Origin of the sequence: Mycobacterium sp. DL592 (genome assembly GCF_011694515.1) — a bacterium.
In the GTDB taxonomy this organism is placed as follows: Bacteria; Actinomycetota; Actinomycetes; order Mycobacteriales; family Mycobacteriaceae; genus Mycobacterium.
On record NZ_CP050192.1, the window covers coordinates 2,555,251 to 2,575,120 of the forward strand.

The window sequence follows — 19,870 nt, forward strand, 5'->3', positions numbered from 1 at the left end:
GCCGGTTACTGGCTCACCGCGGCCAGCGCCTCCGGCAGCGTGAATCGTCCTGCATAGAGCGCCTTTCCGACGATCGCGCCCTCCACACCACTGTCGGTCAGCGTCGCGATGGCGCGCAGATCGTCCAGGCTCGACACCCCACCTGAGGCGATCACAGGGGCGTCGGTGCACTCGGCGACTCCCTCGAGCAGGTCGAGGTTGGGTCCGGTGAGGGTGCCGTCCTTGGTGACGTCGGTGACGACGAACCGCGAGCACCCTTCGCTGTCAAGGCGTTCCAGCACGTGCCACAGGTCGCCACCGTCGGTCTCCCAGCCGCGGCCACGCAGCCGGTGCTCCCCGTCAACGATCTGCACGTCGAGGCCGACCGCGACCTTGTCGCCGTACTCGGCGATGGCCGCAGCGCACCACAGCGGATTCTCCAGCGCCGCAGTGCCGACGTTGACCCGCGCGCAACCGGTGGCCAGTGCAGCTTTGAGCGACTCGTCGTCCCGGATTCCACCGGATAGTTCGACTTTGACGTCGAGCTGGCCGACGAGCTCGGCGAGCAGCTCACGATTAGAGCCGCGGCCGAACGCCGCGTCCAGGTCGACCAGATGTATCCATTCGGCGCCGTCGCGCTGCCAGGTCAGGGCGGCGTCGAGCGCCGAACCGTACTCGGTCTCGCTGCCGGCCTTGCCCTGTACCAGGCGGACCGCCTTGCCGTCGACCACGTCGACGGCAGGAAGAAGAATCAGTGGCACGCTTATAGCCCCTTAACCCAATTCGCGAGTAGCGCCGCACCGGCGTCGCCGCTCTTCTCCGGATGAAACTGTGTGGCCGACAACGGTCCGTCTTCGACGGCGGCCAGGAATCGCACGTGGTGGGTGGCCCACGTCAGCAGCGCGTCAGGGGTGCCCTCCCACTTCTGCGCCGCATACGAATGCACGAAGTAGAACCGAGTGTCGGCGTCAATGCCCTTGAACAACGCACTGCCCGGCGCCGCCTCGACCACGTTCCAGCCCATGTGCGGGATCACCGGCGCGTCCAGCCGGGTGACCGAACCCGGCCACTGCCCGCAGCCCACCGACTCCACCCCGAACTCCACGCCACGGGCGAACAGGATCTGCATACCCACACATACGCCGAGCACCGGCCGCCCGGCCGCCACCCGGTCGGCGATGATGCGGTCGCCGCCGATACCGCGCAAACCCGTCATACAGGCTTCGTAAGCCCCGACGCCGGGAACCACCAGGCCGTCGGCCTGCTGCGCCCGTCGGGCGTCAGCGGTGACTTCGACATCGGCGCCGACACGCTCCAGCGCGCGTTGCGCCGAACGTAGATTGCCCGAGCCGTAGTCGAGCACCACCACGGATTTTGCTGTCACAGGGCGCCTTTGGTGGACGGCACGCCAGCCACCCGGGGATCGGGCTCGACAGCCTGACGCAGGGCACGCGCCACCGCCTTGTACTGCGCTTCGGTGATGTGGTGCGGGTCGCGGCCGTAGAGGGTGCGCACATGCAGTGCGATGCGGGCATTGAAGGCGATCGACTCGAACACGTGCCGGTTGACCACGGTGTGGTAGGGCACGCTGGATCCGGCAATGGTGAACTCGACCATGAACTCCGGTTCGCCGGTGTGCACGAAGTACGGCCGGCCCGAAAGATCAACGGCGGCATGGGCCAGGGTCTCGTCCATCGGGATGAACGCGTCACCGAAGCGGCGGATGCCCTTCTTGTCGCCGAGGGCCTGCCCCAGCGCGGTACCCAGCACGATCGCGGTGTCCTCGATGGTGTGGTGCCCCTCGATGTCGACGTCGCCGCGGGCGGTCACGGTCAAATCGAAGCTGGCGTGGGTGCCCAGCGAGGTCAGCATGTGGTCGAAGAACGGCACACCGGTGTCGACGCGCACGTCGCCGGTGCCGTCCAGGTCGAGTTCGACGACGATGTCGGACTCTTTGGTCTTGCGTTCGACTTTGGCCCGGCGGGTGGGCGCGGCCGTCGAGTTGGACACAGCAGTCATCTCGCTCCTAAGTGAGCCAGTTCGGAGGCAGCCAGCCGGGCACTGGCGGCCAGGAAGGCGTCGTTCTCGTCGGCCAAACCTATTGTGGTGCGCAGATATCCGGGTATCCCGACGTCGCGGATGAGGACACCGTCGTCCAGGTAGTGCTGCCAGGCGGCCGCCGCATCCGAGAACTCGCCGAACAGCACGAAGTTGGCATCACTGGGGATGACGCGAAAGCCCTGCTGCTGCAGTGCGGCACTGACACGTTCCCGTTCTGCAATGAGTTCGGCGACGCTGCCCAGGGTGTCGTCCGCGTGGCGCAGGGCGGCGCGTGCAGCAGCCTGGGTGAGCACGGACAGGTGATAGGGCAGGCGCACCAGCAGCACCGCGTCGATGATCGCCGGCGCCGCAACCAGATACCCCAGCCGCCCGCCGGCGAAGGCGAACGCCTTGCTCATGGTGCGAGACACGATCAAGCGGGCCGGGTAGTCGTCGATCAGGGCGATGGCGCTGGGCTGGCTGGAGAACTCACCGTAGGCCTCGTCGACGATCAGAATGCCGGTCGTCATCGCGTCCAACAGACGGCGAAGGTCATCCAGCGGGATGCTCTGCCCGGACGGATTGTTCGGGCTGGCGACGAACACCACGTCGGGCTGACGCTCGGCGATCGCGGCCACCGCGGTCGCGACGTCGAGGCTGAAGTCGGCGGCCCGCACCGACTCGATCCATTCGGTCTGGGTGCCATTGGAGATGATCGGGTGCATCGAGTACGACGGCACGAACCCGATCGCGCTGCGACCCGGCCCGCCGAAGGCCTGCAACAGCTGTTGCAGGATCTCGTTGGATCCGTTTGCCGCCCAGAGATTCTCGGTGCCCACCTCGACACCGGTCTGCTTGCGTAGATAGGCGGCCAGATCGCTGCGCAGTTCGACGGCGTCGCGGTCTGGATAGCGGTGCAACTCGGCGGCCGCCGCCTCGACCGAACGCGCGACGTCGTCGACGAGCGCGCGGCTGGGCGGGTGCGGGTTTTCGTTGGTGTTCAGCCGCACCGGAACCTCGAGTTGCGGCGCACCGTACGGCGACTTGCCACGCAGGTCATCGCGCAGTGGCAGATCGGCCAACGTCACCTTGCTGCCGGGGGTCATTTTTCGAACCTTCGGCGTACCGCTTCGCCGTGGGCGGGCAAGTCCTCGGCCTTGGCCAACGTGATTACATGGCCCGCGACGTCTTTGAGCGCAGCCTCGGTGTAGTCGACGACATGGATTCCGCGCAGGAAGGTCTGCACCGACAATCCGCTGGAGTGGCGTGCACAGCCGGCGGTGGGCAGCACATGGTTGGAACCGGCGCAGTAATCCCCCAGGCTCACCGGCGACCACGGCCCGACGAAGATCGCGCCCGCCGCCCGCACTCGGCTCGCCACCTCGGCGGCCTCAGCGGTCTGGATCTCGAGATGTTCTGCGGCATAGGCGTTCACGACACGCACACCGGTGTCGACGTCGTCGACCAGCACGATGGCCGACTGCTTGCCCGACAGTGCCGCGGTGACCCGCTCGCGGTGCACCGTCGTCTCCAGCTGGGTGGCCAGTTCGGCGTCGGTGGCATCGGCCAGCTCGACACTGTCGGTCACCAGCACGCTGGCCGCCATCACGTCGTGCTCGGCCTGGCTGATCATGTCGGCGGCGACGTGTATTGGATCGGCGGTGTGGTCGGCCAGGATCGCGATCTCGGTGGGACCCGCCTCAGCGTCGATACCGACCTGGGAGCGGCAGATCCGCTTGGCGGCGGTGACATAGATGTTGCCGGGGCCGGTGATCATGTCGACCGGGGCCAACTCCGCACCGTCGGTGTCGGTACCGCCGAACGCGAGCAGCGCCACCGACTGCGCGCCGCCCACGGCCCACACCTCGTCGACGCCGAGCAGGGCTGCGGCGGCCAGGATGGTCGGGTGCGGCAGTCCACCGAACTGAGCCTGCGGCGGGCTGGCCACGACTAGAGACTCGACACCGGCCGCCTGGGCGGGGACCACGTTCATCACGACGCTCGACGGATACACGGCGTTGCCGCCGGGCACATAGAGTCCGACCCGTTCGACGGGCACCCAGCGCTCGGTGACAGCGGCACCGGAGTCGAACAACGTCGTGGTGTCGGTGCGACGCTGATCGGCGTGCACGGCGCGGGTGCGGTCGATCGCCACCTCCAGTGCCGCGCGCACCGCGGGATCCAGCGCGGCGAGCGCCTCGGCCAGGGCGGCGGCGGGCACCCGCACCGCCGGGGGCCGCACGCCGTCGAACTTCTTGCCGTATTCGAGGGCGGCGACCGCACCGCGGGCTGCCACGTCGTCGACGATGGGACGCACCGTGGGCATGACGGCGTCCACGTCCACCCCGCCGCGCGGCAGCGCAGAGCGCAACTGGGCGGCGGTGAGGTTTCGGCCGCGCAGGTCGATCCGGGACATCTCGAAGCTGGTCATTACCGCAATTGTCCCGTATCGGTGCACCCGATTAAAAATCGATTGGGCGCGGGCGGGGCCGGGCTGGATACTGCGCTCATGCAATGGGACCTGTGGCTGGCGTTCGTCGGCGCCTCGATCGCGATCAGCGTCTCCCCTGGCGCCGGTGCGATCCAGTCCATTTCCACCGGTCTCAGCCATGGGGTGCGGCGCGGTTACTGGAGCATTACCGGCCTGGAAATCGGGCTGATGTTGCAGCTGGCGGCGGTAGCGGTCGGCCTGGGCGCGGCCGTGGCCAAGTCCGTGGTCGCCTTCACGGTCATCAAGTGGATCGGTGTGGTGTACCTGATCTACCTGGCCGTTCGGCAGTGGCGTACCCGCGCGGGTGACCTGGGCGAGCAACTGATCGCCAGCGCCGACGGCGGCCGGTTGAACCTGCTGGTGCGCGGATTCCTGGTCAACGTGACCAACCCGAAGGGCCTGGTGTTCCTGCTCGCCGTGCTGCCTCAGTTCGTGGTGCCGACGGCGCCGCTGCTGCCCCAGTATCTGACGATCGCAGCGACGATGGTCGCCGTCGACCTGGTGGTGATGGGCGCCTACAGCGGGCTCGCGGTGCGGCTGCTGGCCTGGCTGCGCACGCCCCGGCAACAGACGATCATGAACCGGACCTTCTCCGGTCTGTTCGCCACCGCTGCCGTGGTGCTGTCGCTGGTGCGCCGCGGTGCGACAGCCTGAAGCCGCAGGGGGCAAGATGGGGCGCATGTCGACCAAGGATCATCCGAACAACGCCCCCGGCGTGCCGATGAAGTTCCCGGTCTGGATCGAGAACTTCCAGATCAAGTACTTCAACCCGCTCATCCAGCCGATCGCCAAGTATCTGCCGGGTATGGCCGTCATCAAGCATCGCGGCCGGACCTCCGGTACCGCCTACGAAACCGTCGTCACGCCGTACCGCAAGGGCAACACCCTGGCGGTGCTGCTGGCCCACGGCAAGACCAACTGGGTGAAGAACATCCTGGCGGCCGGCGAGGCCGACATCCACTTCAAGGGCAAAGACCTACACCTCGTCAACCCGCGGGTATTGCCCGCGGGCACCGACGATCCGGGCCTGCCGCGGGTGGCGCAGTCGGGACTGCGGCGCGGCGTGGGCGCCTTCGTCGCCGACATCGCCTGAGTAAAAGCTCAAAGGTCGAGGCCGACGTCGAGCACCCGCACCGAGTGCGTCAGCGCGCCCACGGACAGGTAGTCGACACCGGTCCCGGCGTACTCGGCCGCCGAGTCCAGGCTCAGCCCGCCCGAGGACTCCAGCAGCACGCCAGGAGCGCGCGCGTCGCGGCGCTGCGCCGCGATCTGGGTCTGCCAGACCGGGAAGTTGTCCAGCAGGATGAGCTGAACGTCCTCGGCGAGTACCTCGTCGAGTTGTTCGAGGGTGTCGACTTCGACCTCACACGGCATATCAGGCGCGGCCGCGCGGACCGCGCGCAATGCGGCGACCACCGAGCCGGCTGCGGCCACGTGGTTGTCCTTGATCAGGGCGGCATCGCCGAGTCCCATCCGGTGATTCACCCCGCCGCCGACCCGCACCGCGTACTTCTGCAGGGCACGCAGGCCCGGCAAGGTCTTGCGGGTGTCCCGGATCTTGGCTGCGGTGCCCTCGACGGCGTCCACCCAGGCCGCCGTGGCCGTGGCGATCCCCGACAGGTGACAGACCAGGTTGAGCAGGGTGCGTTCGGCGGTCAGCAGCCCGCGCGTCGGCGCCTGGACCCGCAACAGCGCCGCTCCCGGCTCCAGGCGGGTGCCGTCCGCGACCCGGTCGACGACGCGATAGGAGTCTGGACCGAGGACCTCGTCGAGCACCAGCAGTGCCACGTCCACGCCTGCGGCGACGCCCGGTTCCCTGGTGACCAGTGCGGCCAGCGTCGTGGCGTCTTCGGGCACGGTGGCCAAGGTGGTGACGTCGGGGCCGTAGCGCAGGTCTTCGTCGAGGCCGCGCCGGATCGTGATCAGCGCGTCGGTCAGTTCGTCTGCGCTGAGGGTCATGGCAGGCATGCGGCGGCCCTTTCGGCATGCAAGACGCGGCTGTAGGCCTGCGCCGGGTCGGTCTGCGGGTAGTCACCTCGGTGGTGGCACCCGCGGGTTTCGGTGCGCGCCAGCGCGGCCGCGGCCACGATACGAGCGGTGGCCGTCAGCGCGACGTCCTCGAACGCGGCGCGACTGCTCAGCGGCCGTGGCGTCGCCGCGGCCAGCGTCTCGGTGAGCTTGCCGAGTCCCTCAGCGTCGCGGTCGACCGATGCGTAGCGCGTCATGGCCGACTGGAGCAGCTTCCGATCCAGTGAATCGCGTTGCACTGGTTGAACTTTCGCCAGCGGCGCAGCGGCTGTTGCCGCGTGCCCGGCAGCAGCGCGCCCAGCGCGGCCACCGACGACCAGACCTTCCAGCAGGCTATTGGACGCCAACCTGTTCGCCCCGTGCATTCCGGTGCGGGCCACCTCGCCGGCGGCGTAGAGCCCGGGCAGTTCGGTGCGGCCGTACACGTCGGTGCTGACCCCGCCGCAGCTGTAGTGGGCGCCGGGGACCACCGGAATCGGCTGTGCCGTCGGGTCGATGCCCGCTGCATGGCAGGCCGCGGTCACTGTCGGGAAGCGCCGCTCGAAGTGGTCGATGGAGCGTGCGTCGAGGAACACGCACTCGTCGCCGGTCTCCCGCAGCCGCGTCTCGATGGCGGCAGCCACCACGTCGCGGGGGGCCAGATCGCCCATCGGGTGCACACCCGCGGTCACCGACTCACCCCTGGCGTCGCGCAGCACCGCACCCTCGCCGCGCAACGCCTCGGTGATCAGCGGCCTGCGGCCACCGGCGTCGCGAGTGAACAGCATCGTCGGATGGAACTGGATGAACTCGACGTCACTGACCCCGACACCGGCCCACAGCGCCAGCGCGATCCCGTCGCCGGTGGACCCTTCGGGATTGGTTGTGGCGCTGTAGAGGTGGCCCGCACCGCCAGTGGCCAGGATGACCGACGGGGCATGGACCACACCGAGGCCGTCGGGGTTGCGTACCAGCACACCGGTGACGGCCGAGCCGTCGTGCAGGATCTCCAGCGCGACATGGTTGCGCCGGATGTCCAGGGTGGCGGCCGCGTGGTTGAGCGCGCGCTGCACCTCGGCGCCGGTGGCGTCGCCGCCGGCGTGGATGATGCGGCGGACCGAATGCCCACCCTCCCGGGTGAGCGCCCACTGGCCCGGCGCGCTCTCGTCGAACCGGGCGCCATCGTCGACCAGCTCGGCCACGGCGCGGTAGCCGTCAGCGACGATGGAGCGCACCGCATCCGGATCGCACAGGCCGGCGCCGGCTGTCAGGGTGTCGCGCACGTGGGCGTCGACGGAGTCGTCGGTGTGCGGCAGCACCACCGCGATCCCGCCCTGGGCATGGAACGTCGCCGTGTCATCGGCCTTGCTCAAAATGACGGTGCGGCTGCCCCTTCGGTGTGCGGCCAGGGCCGCCGCCAATCCTGCGACGCCGGTGCCGATCACCACCACATCGGCACGCTGCTGCCAATCCACGCCCGCAGTGCTTGCACCGCAGCCGAACTCGCGCGTCATTCTCCGCCGCCGGGCTGGCCGATCTCGATCATCCGCTGCACGCTGGCGCGAGCCAGTCGGGCGGTTTCGGGATCGACGTCGACCTCATCGGCGCCTTCGACCAGGGAGCGCAACACGGCGGCGGGGGTGATCATCTTCATGTACTTGCAGGACGCCCGGTCGTTGACCGCCTGGAAGTCGATCCCCGGTGCGGCACGGCGCAACTGGTGCAGCATGCCGACCTCGGTGGCGACCAGAACCTGTTTGGCGTCCGAGGCCTTCGCGGCGTCGAGCATGCCTCCGGTGGACAAGATCTTTACCCGGTCGGCAGGGAAGGCGCCCTCGCCGGCGAGGTACAGCGCCGAGGTGGCGCAGCCGCACTCGGGATGTACGTAGAGCTCGGCGTCGGGATGGCTGCGGGCCTGCGCGGCCAGTTCGTCACCGTTGATGCCGGCGTGGACGTGGCATTCGCCGGCCCAGATGTGCAGGTTTTCCCGGCCGGTCATCCGCCGGACGTGCGCGCCGAGAAACTGATCCGGGCAGAACAACACCTCACGGTCGGCCGGGATGGAGTTGACCACCTCGACGGCATTGGACGAGGTGCAGCAGATGTCGGTCAGGGCCTTCACCGCTGCGGTGGTGTTGACGTATGACACCACCACGGCGTCGGGGTATTCGTCTTTCCACGCCCGCAGGTCGTCGGCGGTGATCGAGTCGGCCAACGAGCAGCCTGCCCGCTGATCGGGGATCAGCACCGTCTTGTCCGGGCTGAGGATCTTCGCCGTCTCGGCCATGAAATGCACACCGCAGAACACAATGGTGTCCTCGGGTGCCGCGGCCGCGATGCGGGACAGCGCCAACGAGTCACCGACGTGGTCGGCGACGTCCTGAATGGCCGGCATCTGGTAGTTGTGCGCCAAAATAGTCGCGCCGCGCAGGGTGGCCAAGCGGCGCACCTCGGCCGCCCATTCCTCGTCACCGATCACACCGGCGTATCCGCCGGGTCCGTTGGTGATGTGTGCGGCCAGTCCACCGGGGGCCGTATCCGCACGATCCAGGACGGTCATGGCCGCCTCCTGTCTGGTGTCCGGGGTTTTCGACTTATAATCGAAAACGTGAGTCATACTAGCACTGAACACGAGGTGCTCGCCGTCGTATTCCAGGTTGGCGATGTCGCCTCCCGGAAACCCGCCCTCAACGTGCTGTTATGGCAGCGCGCCTTACAACCCGAGCGCGGCAGATGGGCTTTGCCGGGCGGACGGCTGCGGGAGGACGAAGACCTCACCACCTCGGTTCGCCGGCAGCTCGCCGAGAAGGTCGACGTGCGTGAGATCGCCCACTTGGAACAGCTCGCCGTCTTCTCCGACCCGGCCCGCGTCCCCGGCGTCCGCACGATCGCCTCTACATTCCTCGGACTGGTGCCCTCCCCCGCCACCCCCGAGCTCCCGTCCGACACCCGCTGGCACCCCGTGAACGCGCTGCCCCCGATGGCCTTCGACCACGGCCCGATGGTGGCCTACGCCCGAGCCCGGCTGGTCGCCAAGCTGTCCTACACCAACATCGGATTTGCGCTTGCGCCAAAGGAATTCGCCCTGTCGACGCTGCGGGACATCTACGGGGCCGCGCTCGGGTACCAGGTCGACGCGACGAACCTGCAACGAGTGCTGGCCCGGCGCGGGGTGATCACTCCGACCGGAACCACCGCCCACCCGGGCCGCAGCGGCGGCCGGCCGGCCGCGCTCTACCGGTTCACCGACTCCCGATTGCGGGTCACCGACGAGTTCGCTGCCCTGCGCCCACCCGGGTGAGTCGACTGGCTTCTTAGACCCTTCTTAAGGTATGAAGGGTGGCGATGACATTTGCTGCCGGGGCCGTGAACCCCGAATGGATCGGCCGCGCACCGCACGAGGAGCTCGAGCGTGGTGGCCGCCCTGTGCTGCCCGGCAACGACCCGTTCTACGACCCGCCGGCCGGCTTCGAACACGCCGCGCCGGGCACTGTGCTGCGCTCTCGCGATATCGAACTCGGATTCCTCGGACTGATCCCGCAGCGGGTGAAAGCGACCCAACTGCTGTTCCGCTCCAGCGACATGTACGACAACCCGCAGGCGGCGGTCACGACCGTGCTGGTGCCCGCCGGGCATTCGCCCGCGCATCCCCGACACGTGGTGTCCTACCAGTGCGCCATCGACGCCGTCTCCGCGCGGTGCTTCCCGTCGTACGCGATGCGGCGGCGCGCCAAGGCTGTCGGCTCCCTGGCCCAACTGGAATATCTGCTGGTGGCCGCGGCCTTGGCCGAGGGCTGGGTGGTCTCGGTCCCCGACCACGAGGGCCCCGACGGCATGTGGGGCGCTCCCCGCGAGCCCGGCTACCGGGTGCTCGACGGATTGCGCGCCACCCTGAACTTCGAGCGCTTCGGACTGGCCAGAGACAGCCGGGTCGGCCTGTGGGGCTATTCCGGCGGTGGGCTTGCCACCGCATGGGCCGCCGAGGTGCACGCCGAGTACGCCCCCGAACTCAACGTGGTCGGTGCGGTGCTCGGCTCGCCGGTCGGCGACCTGGGCAATACCTTCCGCAGACTCAACGGCTCCTACCTGGCGGCGTTGCCCGCCCTGGTCGTCGCCGCCCTGGCCAAGACCTTCCCGGACCTCAATCGCGTGATCGAGGAGCATGCCACCGAAGACGGCCGTGCCCTGCTGGCCAGCCTGGATCACATGACCACCCTGGAGGCCGTCATCCGGTTCTTCAGGAAGGACATGGACGAGATGGTGCACCCGCCCCTGGACGAGGTGCTGGAGATGCCCGCGGTCCAGGACGTGTTCGAGAGCATCAGGCTGGGCGGGACCGCCCCCAGCCTGCCCGTGCTGATCGTGCAGGCGGTACACGACTCGGTGATCGCCGTCGAGGACATCGACGATCTCGCGCAGACCTACTACGCCGGTGGCGCCCAGGTGACCTACCACCGGGACATGTTCAGCGAGCACATGCTGCTGCACCCGATGTCCGCGCCGATGACGTTGCGCTGGCTCACCGATCGCTTCGCAGAGCGACCGCTGGACGCCCACATCATCCGCACGCACTGGCCGACACTGCTCAACCCGATGACCTATGCCGGGATGTGGCGTCTCGGCGGCATCGTGGCCCGGGTGATGTCCGGCGGCCGGGTGCCCTTCCGTCCGCTCTAGGTCGCGGGCCGCGGCTACGGCTGGGCGGCAACTGGTAGCGGCGGGAGCTTCTCCTCGGGCCACGCCCCGAGGTCGTCCCGCGGTGTGGCCACCGCGATGAGCGCGTAGGTCAACGCGGCGATCGCAGCGGGGAACAACAACGTGGTCGCAATCTGCAGCGGGCCGTGCGCGAAGAACACCGGCGGGGCTTCGGTGAAGTAGTAGACGCGGTTCTCCGGAGTTACCGGGGCCGTCTCGAACGGGACAGCGCCGTAACGCCAATGCGCCAGTGCCGCACCGACTCCCGCCGCCACGGCCGCGCCTGCGACCGAACCGATCCACAATGCCGACACCAGCACCGGGCCGCGATGCGCGCGCCATTGCCACACCAGAACCGCAGCCACGATCGCCAGCGGTGTGAGCATTCCGATGAGCATCGCAGCCGCGACGAACAGGTGATCGGACTCGCTGCCCAGATAGGTGTGGATGCGCTGACCTGAGCGGGTGAGAGCCACCACGCCGTGCGCCGGCGGAGCCAGCCACGCCCACAGCGCACCGACCAACCCGCCGGACAGTGCCAGACCGACGACGACGATCAGCGCCGCCGACCGGCGAGAGTGGCGGGGGCTCTTGGCTGCCTGATGCTCTTCGCCCGAGAGGCTCATCGCCGCCTGATGCTCTTCGCCCGAGAGGCTCATCGCCGCCTGATGCTCTTCGCCCGAGAGGCTCATCGCTGCCCCTCGAGATCCTTGGAATCGACCTGGCCGTGCCGCGAACACTTGGCCCACCAGCCGTCCGGGCGGACCTGCACGACCATGCGTCGACCGCAGTCGGCACAGAATCGCGGCGGTTCGAGCCCGAGCTGGGCCGCTGTTGGCACCGCGCTGCCCGCCGGCGCCCCGGTGTAGACGTTATAGACGCCGGCAGCGACCGGTGTGGGCAGCTGTTCGACCATGACCACTACAGGCTGGCGTTCAGTGCCTTGATCGGCATCTGCAGATCGTTGAGCAACTCCAGGTCGGCCTCGGCGGGCCTGCCCAGTGTGGTCAGGTAGTTGCCGACGATCACGGCGTTGACACCGCCCAGGATGCCCTGCTTGGCGCCCAAGTCGCCGAGGGTGATCTCGCGGCCGCCGGCGAAACGCAGCATGGTGCGCGGCAGTGCCAGTCGGAACGCCGCGACCGCCTTGAGCGCCTCGGCGGCGGGCAGCACCTCCAGATCGCCGAACGGGGTGCCCGGACGCGGGTTGAGGAAGTTCAGCGGCACCTCATGCGGATCAAGTTCGGCCAGATTGGCGGCGAACTCGGCGCGCTGCTCGAGCGTCTCCCCCATGCCCAGGATGCCGCCGCAGCAGACCTCCATGCCGGCGTCGCGCACCATTTGCAGCGTCTCCCAGCGCTCCTCCCAGGTATGGGTGGTCACCACGTTGGGGAAGAAGGACTTCGCCGTCTCCAGGTTGTGGTTGTAGCGGTGCACGCCCATCTCGGCGAGGCGGTCCACCTGCTCCTGGTTGAGCATGCCCAGTGAGCACGCGACCTGGATCTCGACCTCGTTGCGGATCGCCTCGATGCCGGCAGCGACCTGAGCCATCAGCCGCTCGTCGGGCCCGCGGACTGCCGCGACGATGCAGAACTCGGTTGCCCCGGTCTTGGCGGTCTGCTTGGCGGCCTCGACCAGGCTCGGGATGTCCAGCCAGGCGCTGCGCACCGGCGAGGAGAACAGGCCCGACTGCGAGCAGAAGTGGCAATCCTCGGGGCACCCACCGGTTTTCAGGCTGATGATGCCCTCGACCTCGACCTCCGGGCCGCACCAGCGCATCCGGACCTCGTGGGCCAGCGCGAGCAGCTCCTCGAGGTGATCGTCGGGCAGTTGCAGGACTTCGAGGATCTGCTCCTGGCTCAGACCCTCACCGCGTTCGAGGACCTGCTCACGGGCTGATGCCAATACGTCCACAGCTGCCTGCGTCACCGGCGCTCCTCTTCGTGCATGTGTCGAACTTGAACAGTGTTCAGGCTAGGCTAGTCGCGTGCAGCTGCACAAACGCGACGTGGTGGCCAAGGCCGCCGCCATCCTGGACAACTACGGTATCGCCGACCTCACCATGCGCCGGCTCGCCCGTGAGCTCGACGTGTCCCCCGGCGCGCTCTACTGGCATTTCGCCAACAAACAGGAACTGCTCGGCGCGGTAGCCGACCAGGTGCTGGCACCGGCCTGTGCAGACCTCGCCGCCGCCAGCTGGCGGGAGCGCATCGAAGTGGTGTGCCGCGCACTGCGTGATGCCCTGCTGTCGCACACCGACGGCGCAGAACTGGTCTCAGCGAGCTTCGCGGCCGGACAGTCCCGCGCCGTCGACCAGATTCTGGGCGTGCTGGCCAAGGCTGCCGGCGAAGCCGGAGTCGACGGCGGTCACCGAGTGCAGGCCGCGCGCACCGTGCTGCACTACGTGCTCGGCGCCACCGCCGACGAGCAGTCCCGGTTGCAATGGGATGCCGCAGGCGCCCTGCCGGAAGGGCAGTCGGTACTGACCGCCGACCCGTCCGCCGGCTTCGCGTTCGGGCTTCGGTTGCTCACCGACGGGCTGGCCGCGCAGCGCACCAATACCGCAGACCTCAGCTAGATCAGCACCTGCTCGACCCGCGCGTCGCCATCCCAGCGGCGCAACCCGACCGCGTTCGCCGCGATGTCTGCAGACAGCCCGTCGATTGCCGCGAAGGCATCGCCGAGCTGCTCGGCGGTCAAGCGGCGTCCCAACGTGACATGCGGGGTCCACTGACCGGGCGCAGTGTGCCCGTACGGCTCGCCCGCCAGATGCGGCAAACAACGGTCGTAGACCTCACGATGCAGTTCCAACAGCGCCGCCGAGGCGACGATCAACCGGGCCAGCACGAGGCGCCCACCACCGAAGACCAGCGGCGCACCCACCAGGACGGGCAGCGGAATCCGTTGCGCCAGTGCCGTCCACGCGGCATCGACATCCGGGGAGATCCGCTGGGCCGCCAGCAGGGTGATATGCGGACGGTTGGTGGCCGAGGTCACCCGCGTCTGGCTGGGCAGTCCCGCATCGTCGAGCGCCTGCCACAGCTGCCTGATCGCCGCGTCGCTGTGAGCATCGAGCGTCAACTCGATCGAGTGCGCCATCGGGCTCTACAGACCGGCGAACCAGTCCGGGTCGAACGCTCGGGCGCTCAGCAACTCGAAGTCCTTGGGCGACAACGTCGGCGCGCCTGCGGGCAGCGCCGCGCGCACCGGCGCCAGCCGGGCCAGCGCATCGCGATTGGATTTCTCGGCGGTGCCGGGCTGCGCCGGCCATGAGCCGATCACCAATCCGGCAGTCGAAAGTCCTTTGTTACCAAGCGCTTCCAGGTTCAGGACGGTGTTGTTGAGCGTGCCCAGCCCGGCCTCGGTGACGATGAGGACCGGCGCTGCGAGCTCGACGGCCAGGTCGCGCAGCGTGGTACCACCGTCGGCCAGCTCGACCAGCAACCCGCCGGCACCCTCGACCAGCGTCAGCCGCCCGGGACGGTCCAGGGCGCGGATGGCGGTCAGCAGATCGGCGGCCGACGGAAGCGGCATGCCGGCGCGCTCGGCGGCGGCCACCGGAGCCAGTGGCTCCGGATAGCGGGCCACCCCGACCAGTTCGGTGACACCGGCCAGCCGGCGGATCTCGGCCAAGTCGTCGTCGCCGTTGGCGGTCCCGGTCTGAACCGGTTTGCACACCGCGATGTCGCGCCCGACGACCCTGGCGTGACAGGCCAGGGCAGCGGTAGCGACGGTCTTGCCGACGCCCGTTCCGGTTCCGGTGATGACGACGATGCTCATGAGCGCTGCGCGCCCAGCACCGTGGTGAAAACCTGGCGAGCCAGCTCCATGTCCTCGTCGGTCAGCGAGGCCCGCGCGGTCAGTCGCAGCCGAGACGTACCCGCCGGAACGGTGGGCGGCCGGAAGCAGCCGACCCGCACACCGGCATCCAGACACGCGGCCGCAGTGGCGACCGCCACTTCCGGGTCACCCAGGATGACCGACACCACCGCCGATTCCGGGGCCTCGGCGACATCGCACATGGCCGCCAGTTCGCGCGCCCGGGTGACGACGTCCTCGGCCCGCCACGGTTCGTCGATGAGGACATCCAGGGCGGCCGCGGCAGCACCCACCGCGGCCGGGGTCAGCCCGGTGTCAAAGATGAACGTGCGGGCCGCGTCGATCAGATGGTCGCGTACGGCCGCCGGGCCGAGCACCACACCGCCTTGGCTGCCAAGCGATTTCGACATCGTCGTCGTCATCACGATGTCGGGCTCACCGGCCAGGCCTGCCTCGTGCAGCAGCCCGCGACCACCGGCACCACGCACCCCCAGCCCGTGCGCCTCGTCGACGAGCAGCAGGGCGCGGTGGGTGCGGCAGACGTCGTGCAGACGGCGCAGGGGCGCCAAGGCGCCGTCGGTACTGAACACCGAATCGGTGATCACCAGTGCCCGTTCCTCGTCGCGGCCGGCCAGTGCGGCCTCGACGGCCTCGACATCGTTGTGCGGCGTGACGGCCACCCGCGCACGCGAAAGGCGGCAGGCGTCGACCAGTGAGGCGTGCGCGAGCGCATCGGAGACCACCAGGGACCCCGGACCCGACAGCGCGGCCACCGCACCGAGGTTGGCGGCGTAGCCGGAGGAGAACACCAGCGCGGCCTCGGCTCCGACGAATGCCGCCAGGGCGGTTTCGAACTGCTCGTGCAGCTCGGTGTTGCCCGTGACGAGCCGGGAGCCGGTCGAGCCCGCACCCCAGGTGCGCAGCGCCGCCACGCCGCCGTCGATGACGGCCGGGTGCTGGGACAGGCCGAGGTAGTCGTTGGAGGCCAGGTCGAGTTCGCACGCGACCGCGGGACGCTGACGCAGCGACCTGCGCAGCCCCGCCTGCCGGCGCTGCTGCTCGACGGTGTCGAGCCAGGCCAGCGGTGAAAGACCGACACGGGTCACAGGCGCTCCTCGGGGCAGGACTTGAACACCGTTCAGGTTAGCGCGACGACAAGCGCCGAGGAACGAGGGGTGAGGAATCGCGCCATCAAACCCAGCGCGACGACAAGCGCCGAGGCACGAGGGGTGAAGAGCCGCGCCATCAGGCCAGAGCACGGGCGGCCGAGACTATCGCCGAGGTGATCTGGGCGACCTCGTCGGGGGTGCAGATGAACGGCGGCATCGCGTAGATGAGATTGCGGAACGGCCGCAGCCACACCCCGTGGTCCAGTGCGACACGGGTGACGGTCTTCACGTCGACGGGTTCGCGGGTCTCGATGACGCCGATAGCCCCGAGAACCCGGACGTCGGCCACCGCGGGCAGTGTGCGGGCCGGCTCCAGGCCGGCGGCCAGCCCGGCGCTGATCTCGGCCACCCGGGCCCGCCAGTCCTGGGCGAGCAGCAACTCCACCGAGGCCACCGACACCGCGCAGGCCAGCGCGTTGGCCATGAACGTCGGGCCGTGCATGAGCGCTCCGGCGTCGCTGCCACTGATGGTGCGGGCGATATCGAGCGTGCACAGCGTCGCGGCCAGCGTGACGTAACCACCCGTCAGTGCCTTGCCCACGCACATGATGTCGGGGCTGACACCGGCGTGGTCTGCGGCGAACATCTCCCCCGTGCGCCCGAAGCCGGTGGCGATCTCGTCGAAGATCAGCAGCACGTTGTGGCGGTCGCAGATGGCCCGCAGATCCGTGAGGTAGCGCGGGTCGTGGAAGCGCATGCCACCCGCGCCCTGCACCACCGGCTCGACGATCACCGCGGCAACCTCGTCGGCGTGCTCCCGAAGCTGCGCCTCGAAGGCCCCGACGTAGCCGGGGTCATAGCCGGCGGGCACCGGCGGGGCGAACAGCTGCGGGAACAACACATCCGTCCACAGCGAATGCATGCCGCCGTCGGGGTCGCACACGCTCATCGGGGTAAAGGTGTCGCCGTGGTAGCCGCCACGCCACGTCATCATCCGGTTCTTGCCGAATCGGCCCAGGCTGCGCCAGTACTGCAGCGCCATCTTGGCTGCGACCTCCACGGCCACCGACCCCGAGTCGGAGAAGAACACCGTATCCAGGCCCGCCGGGGTGATGTCGACGAGCAGTTGCGCCAGCCGGGCGGCCGGCTCATGGGTGAGACCGCCGAACATGACGTGGTTCATCACCGCCAGCTGGCGGCGCAGCGCCTCGTCGAGAACCGGGTGACCGTGACCGTGCACGGCGGTCCACCAGGAGGCCATCGCGTCGAGCGCCTGCACCTCGGTGCCGTCGCGGACCAGGGTGAGCCAGGCGCCGCGGGCTGCAACCGCAACCACCGGCGGCATCGCCTCGGCCCCGATCGTGCTGTAGGGGTGCCAGATATGCGCGGCGTCGATCGCGCTGATCTGCTCAGGGGTCAACGCCGACACGCTGTGGAAGCCTAGTGCAGGACGGCGGCGGCGCCGTCCGCCTCTCGGCGGCCTTTGCTCCTCGCCGACTGGCGCCCGGCAGGGCGGTTCGCTGGAGATGAGCCGCAGCACGGGGTTCGGTAGATTATCCCTCGATCATGATGACCCTGACTCCGGCCCCGCCGACCGCCGCCATGGGGACCCGGCAGTCCGGGTTCTACCGGCACGATCTCGACGGCCTCCGCGGTGTCGCGATCGCGCTCGTGGCCGTGTTCCACGTGTGGTTCGGGCGGGTTTCCGGCGGGGTCGACGTGTTCCTGGTGCTGTCCGGATTCTTCTTCGGCGGTTCGCTGTTGCGGACCGCGCTGAAACCGGAGGCGTCGCTGTCGCCGTGGCCGGAGATCAAGCGGCTGGTGCGCCGACTACTCCCCGCACTCGTGGTCGTGCTTGCCGCGGCCGCCGTACTCACGATCCTCGTGCAGCCGGAAACGCGGTGGGAGACGTTTGCCGACCAGAGCCTGGCGAGCCTCGGGTACTACCAGAACTGGGAGCTGGCAGCGACGGCCTCGAACTACTTGCGCGCCGGTGAGGCGGTCTCTCCGCTGCAGCACATCTGGTCGATGTCTGTTCAGGGGCAGTTCTACATCGCGTTCCTGATACTTGTCTTCCTGTTTGCCTACGCGCTGCGCCGCCCGCTCGGCAAACGGCTGCGCGCGACGTTCGTCGGGTTGCTGAGCGTCCTGACGATCGCGTCGTTCATCTTTGCCATCTACGCCCACCAGGCCAACCAGACCACCGCCTACTACAACAGCTTCGCCCGGGCCTGGGAGTTGCTGCTGGGCGCGCTCATCGGCGCTGCGGTCCCCTATGTCAGGTGGCCGATGTGGCTGCGGACGGCGGCGGCCTGCATCGGCCTGGCGGTGATCGTGTCCTGCGGCGCTCTGATCGACGGCGTCAAGGAGTTCCCCGGGCCGTGGGCGCTGGTGCCCGTCGGGGCAGCCGTGCTGATGATTCTGGCGGCGGCCAACCGGCAATCACGGCCCTCGACCGCCGAGCGCATGCCGCTGCCCAGTCGACTGCTGGCGACCGGACCGCTGGTGACGCTCGGCTCCATGGCGTACTCGCTTTATCTGTGGCATTGGCCGCTGCTGATCTTCTGGCTGGCCTACACCGGTGAGGGCCACGCCGGCCTGCTCGACGGTGCCGTCATCCTGGCCATCTCGGGCGTACTCGCCTACCTGACGATGCGGTTCGTCGAAGAGCCGCTGCGCTACCGCCGCCCGGCAGTCACGAACGCTCCGCAGGCCAACGTCATCCCCTGGCGGACCCGGCTGCGCCGTCCCACGATCGCGCTGGGTACCGCCGTGGCGCTGCTGGGCGTGGCGCTCACCGCAACGTCGTTCACCTGGCGCGAGCACGTCACCGTCCAACGCGCCAGCGGCAAGGAGCTCGCCGCCCTTTCGTCAGATAGCTATCCCGGTGCTCGCGCCCTCACCGAGCATGCGCGGGTGCCCCAGCTGCCGATGCGGCCTACGGTGCTGGAAGCGGAGAACGACCTGCCCGAGTCGACCAACGACGGTTGCATCAGTGATTTCGACAACGTCGGGATCATCAACTGCACCTACGGCGACGAGTCGGCCACCCGCACCATCGCACTGGCCGGCGGATCACACGCCGAGCACTGGATCACCGCCCTCGACGCCCTGGGCAAGATGCACCACTTCAAGATCGTGACCTACCTCAAGATGGGCTGCCCGCTGACCACCGAGGAGACCCCGCTGGTGATGGGCGACAACCGGCCCTACCCGCAGTGTCACACCTGGAACGAACGGGTGATGGCCAAGCTGATCAAAGATCACCCCGACTACGTGTTCACCACCTCGACCCGGCCGTGGAACATCAAGCCTGGCGATGTGATGCCCGCTACGTACATCGGTATCTGGCAGACGTTGTCGGACAACAACATTCCGATCCTCGCGATGCGCGACACACCGTGGATGGTGCGCGACGGAAAGCCGTTCTTCCCGTCGGATTGCCTGGCGAGCGGCGGTGACGCGGTGTCGTGCGGGATCAAGCGCTCCGAGGTGCTCTCCGACCGCAACCAAACCCTGGACTTCCTCGGCCAGTTCCCGTTGATGAGGGTCCTCGACCTCAGCGACGCGGTGTGCCGACCGGACTGGTGTCGCGCCGTGGAGGGAAATGTGCTGCTCTACCACGATTCTCATCACCTGTCAGCAACGTATATGCGCACCCTGATTCCGGAACTGGGACGTCAATTGCGGGCGGCGACGGGCTGGTGGTGACTACCCGCGCGTGCCGGCG

The 19,870-nt window shown here is 68.8% G+C and carries 21 protein-coding genes; 6 read left to right on the top strand and 15 right to left on the bottom strand.

Annotated elements, in window-relative coordinates:
* Positions 1-5 precede the first annotated feature (5 nt).
* From priA to hisD, 5 genes are read right to left on the bottom strand one after another with little or no spacing between them, the layout of a single operon-like run.
* A complete protein-coding gene (gene priA, locus HBE64_RS12365; protein WP_167102250.1) occupies positions 6-740 on the bottom strand; it encodes a bifunctional 1-(5-phosphoribosyl)-5-((5-phosphoribosylamino)methylideneamino)imidazole-4-carboxamide isomerase/phosphoribosylanthranilate isomerase PriA in 735 nt (244 codons plus the stop codon).
* Between the two features lie 2 nt (positions 741-742).
* Positions 743-1,363 (bottom strand): imidazole glycerol phosphate synthase subunit HisH, encoded by a 621-nt coding sequence (hisH, locus tag HBE64_RS12370; RefSeq protein ID WP_167102253.1) that lies wholly within the window; start codon positions 1,361-1,363, stop codon positions 743-745.
* On the bottom strand, positions 1,360-1,998 hold the full coding sequence (gene hisB / locus HBE64_RS12375) for an imidazoleglycerol-phosphate dehydratase HisB (RefSeq protein ID WP_167102256.1): 639 nt from the start codon (positions 1,996-1,998) through the stop codon (positions 1,360-1,362). Before hisB ends, hisH begins: the two co-directional genes overlap by 4 nt.
* Positions 1,995-3,125 carry a histidinol-phosphate transaminase gene (locus tag HBE64_RS12380; RefSeq protein WP_167102259.1) on the bottom strand — a complete coding sequence of 377 codons (1,131 nt, stop codon included), beginning with the start codon at positions 3,123-3,125 and terminating at the stop codon, positions 1,995-1,997. The genes hisB and HBE64_RS12380 overlap by 4 nt, the downstream gene beginning before the upstream one ends.
* Positions 3,122-4,450 (bottom strand): histidinol dehydrogenase, encoded by a 1,329-nt coding sequence (hisD, locus tag HBE64_RS12385; protein ID WP_167102262.1) that lies wholly within the window; start codon positions 4,448-4,450, stop codon positions 3,122-3,124. Before hisD ends, HBE64_RS12380 begins: the two co-directional genes overlap by 4 nt.
* Before the next feature lie 78 nt (positions 4,451-4,528).
* Between hisD and HBE64_RS12390 the strand changes: the two genes are divergently transcribed.
* Together HBE64_RS12390 and HBE64_RS12395 are read left to right on the top strand one after the other, a co-directional pair.
* Positions 4,529-5,164, top strand: coding sequence for a LysE family transporter (locus HBE64_RS12390; RefSeq protein ID WP_167102265.1), 636 nt, complete (start codon positions 4,529-4,531; stop codon positions 5,162-5,164).
* A gap of 25 nt (positions 5,165-5,189) precedes the next feature.
* Positions 5,190-5,603: a nitroreductase family deazaflavin-dependent oxidoreductase gene (locus HBE64_RS12395; protein WP_167102268.1), complete on the top strand. Its 414-nt coding sequence runs from the start codon at positions 5,190-5,192 to the stop codon at positions 5,601-5,603.
* A gap of 8 nt (positions 5,604-5,611) precedes the next feature.
* On the opposite strand, the gene nadC is transcribed toward HBE64_RS12395, so the two are convergent.
* The 3 genes from nadC to nadA are packed head-to-tail and all read right to left on the bottom strand — an operon-like array spanning position 5,612 to position 9,077.
* Positions 5,612-6,469: a carboxylating nicotinate-nucleotide diphosphorylase gene (nadC, locus tag HBE64_RS12400; RefSeq protein ID WP_167109122.1), complete on the bottom strand. Its 858-nt coding sequence runs from the start codon at positions 6,467-6,469 to the stop codon at positions 5,612-5,614.
* Positions 6,466-8,031 (bottom strand): L-aspartate oxidase, encoded by a 1,566-nt coding sequence (locus HBE64_RS12405; protein ID WP_167102271.1) that lies wholly within the window; start codon positions 8,029-8,031, stop codon positions 6,466-6,468. Before HBE64_RS12405 ends, nadC begins: the two co-directional genes overlap by 4 nt.
* Positions 8,028-9,077 carry a quinolinate synthase NadA gene (nadA, locus tag HBE64_RS12410; RefSeq protein WP_167102274.1) on the bottom strand — a complete coding sequence of 350 codons (1,050 nt, stop codon included), beginning with the start codon at positions 9,075-9,077 and terminating at the stop codon, positions 8,028-8,030. The genes HBE64_RS12405 and nadA overlap by 4 nt, the downstream gene beginning before the upstream one ends.
* Before the next feature lie 48 nt (positions 9,078-9,125).
* On the opposite strand from nadA, the gene HBE64_RS12415 reads away from it, so the two are divergent.
* Both HBE64_RS12415 and HBE64_RS12420 read left to right on the top strand, forming a co-directional pair.
* Positions 9,126-9,818 carry an NUDIX domain-containing protein gene (locus HBE64_RS12415; protein WP_167102277.1) on the top strand — a complete coding sequence of 231 codons (693 nt, stop codon included), beginning with the start codon at positions 9,126-9,128 and terminating at the stop codon, positions 9,816-9,818.
* Between the two features lie 44 nt (positions 9,819-9,862).
* Positions 9,863-11,194: a lipase family protein gene (locus HBE64_RS12420; protein ID WP_167109124.1), complete on the top strand. Its 1,332-nt coding sequence runs from the start codon at positions 9,863-9,865 to the stop codon at positions 11,192-11,194.
* Positions 11,195-11,208: 14 nt separating this feature from the next.
* Here HBE64_RS12420 and HBE64_RS12425 read toward each other — a convergent pair whose 3' ends face one another.
* From HBE64_RS12425 to bioB, 3 genes are all read right to left on the bottom strand, one after another.
* Positions 11,209-11,838: a DUF2567 domain-containing protein gene (locus tag HBE64_RS12425; protein ID WP_243841646.1), complete on the bottom strand. Its 630-nt coding sequence runs from the start codon at positions 11,836-11,838 to the stop codon at positions 11,209-11,211.
* Between the two features lie 62 nt (positions 11,839-11,900).
* On the bottom strand, positions 11,901-12,128 hold the full coding sequence (locus tag HBE64_RS12430) for a hypothetical protein (protein ID WP_167102283.1): 228 nt from the start codon (positions 12,126-12,128) through the stop codon (positions 11,901-11,903).
* 5 nt (positions 12,129-12,133) lie between these two features.
* Entirely contained in the window at positions 12,134-13,141 is a 1,008-nt protein-coding gene (bioB, locus tag HBE64_RS12435; RefSeq protein WP_167102286.1) for a biotin synthase BioB, read from the bottom strand.
* Between the two features lie 58 nt (positions 13,142-13,199).
* Between bioB and HBE64_RS12440 the strand changes: the two genes are divergently transcribed.
* Positions 13,200-13,790 (top strand): TetR/AcrR family transcriptional regulator C-terminal domain-containing protein, encoded by a 591-nt coding sequence (locus HBE64_RS12440; RefSeq protein WP_167102289.1) that lies wholly within the window; start codon positions 13,200-13,202, stop codon positions 13,788-13,790.
* Here the strand turns inward: HBE64_RS12440 and HBE64_RS12445 are convergent.
* The 4 genes from HBE64_RS12445 to HBE64_RS12460 form a co-directional block, all read right to left on the bottom strand.
* Positions 13,787-14,311, bottom strand: a complete 525-nt coding sequence (locus HBE64_RS12445) for a 2'-5' RNA ligase family protein (RefSeq protein ID WP_167102292.1) — start codon at positions 14,309-14,311, stop codon at positions 13,787-13,789. The genes HBE64_RS12440 and HBE64_RS12445 overlap by 4 nt on opposite strands.
* A 6-nt stretch (positions 14,312-14,317) precedes the next feature.
* Entirely contained in the window at positions 14,318-14,992 is a 675-nt protein-coding gene (gene bioD, locus HBE64_RS12450; RefSeq protein WP_167102294.1) for a dethiobiotin synthase, read from the bottom strand.
* Positions 14,989-16,137, bottom strand: a complete 1,149-nt coding sequence (locus tag HBE64_RS12455) for an 8-amino-7-oxononanoate synthase (protein WP_167102297.1) — start codon at positions 16,135-16,137, stop codon at positions 14,989-14,991. Before HBE64_RS12455 ends, bioD begins: the two co-directional genes overlap by 4 nt.
* Before the next feature lie 139 nt (positions 16,138-16,276).
* Positions 16,277-17,569, bottom strand: a complete 1,293-nt coding sequence (locus tag HBE64_RS12460; protein ID WP_167102301.1) for an adenosylmethionine--8-amino-7-oxononanoate transaminase — start codon at positions 17,567-17,569, stop codon at positions 16,277-16,279.
* Between the two features lie 137 nt (positions 17,570-17,706).
* On the opposite strand from HBE64_RS12460, the gene HBE64_RS12465 reads away from it, so the two are divergent.
* Positions 17,707-19,851: an acyltransferase family protein gene (locus HBE64_RS12465; protein ID WP_167102304.1), complete on the top strand. Its 2,145-nt coding sequence runs from the start codon at positions 17,707-17,709 to the stop codon at positions 19,849-19,851.
* Positions 19,852-19,870 lie beyond the last annotated feature (19 nt).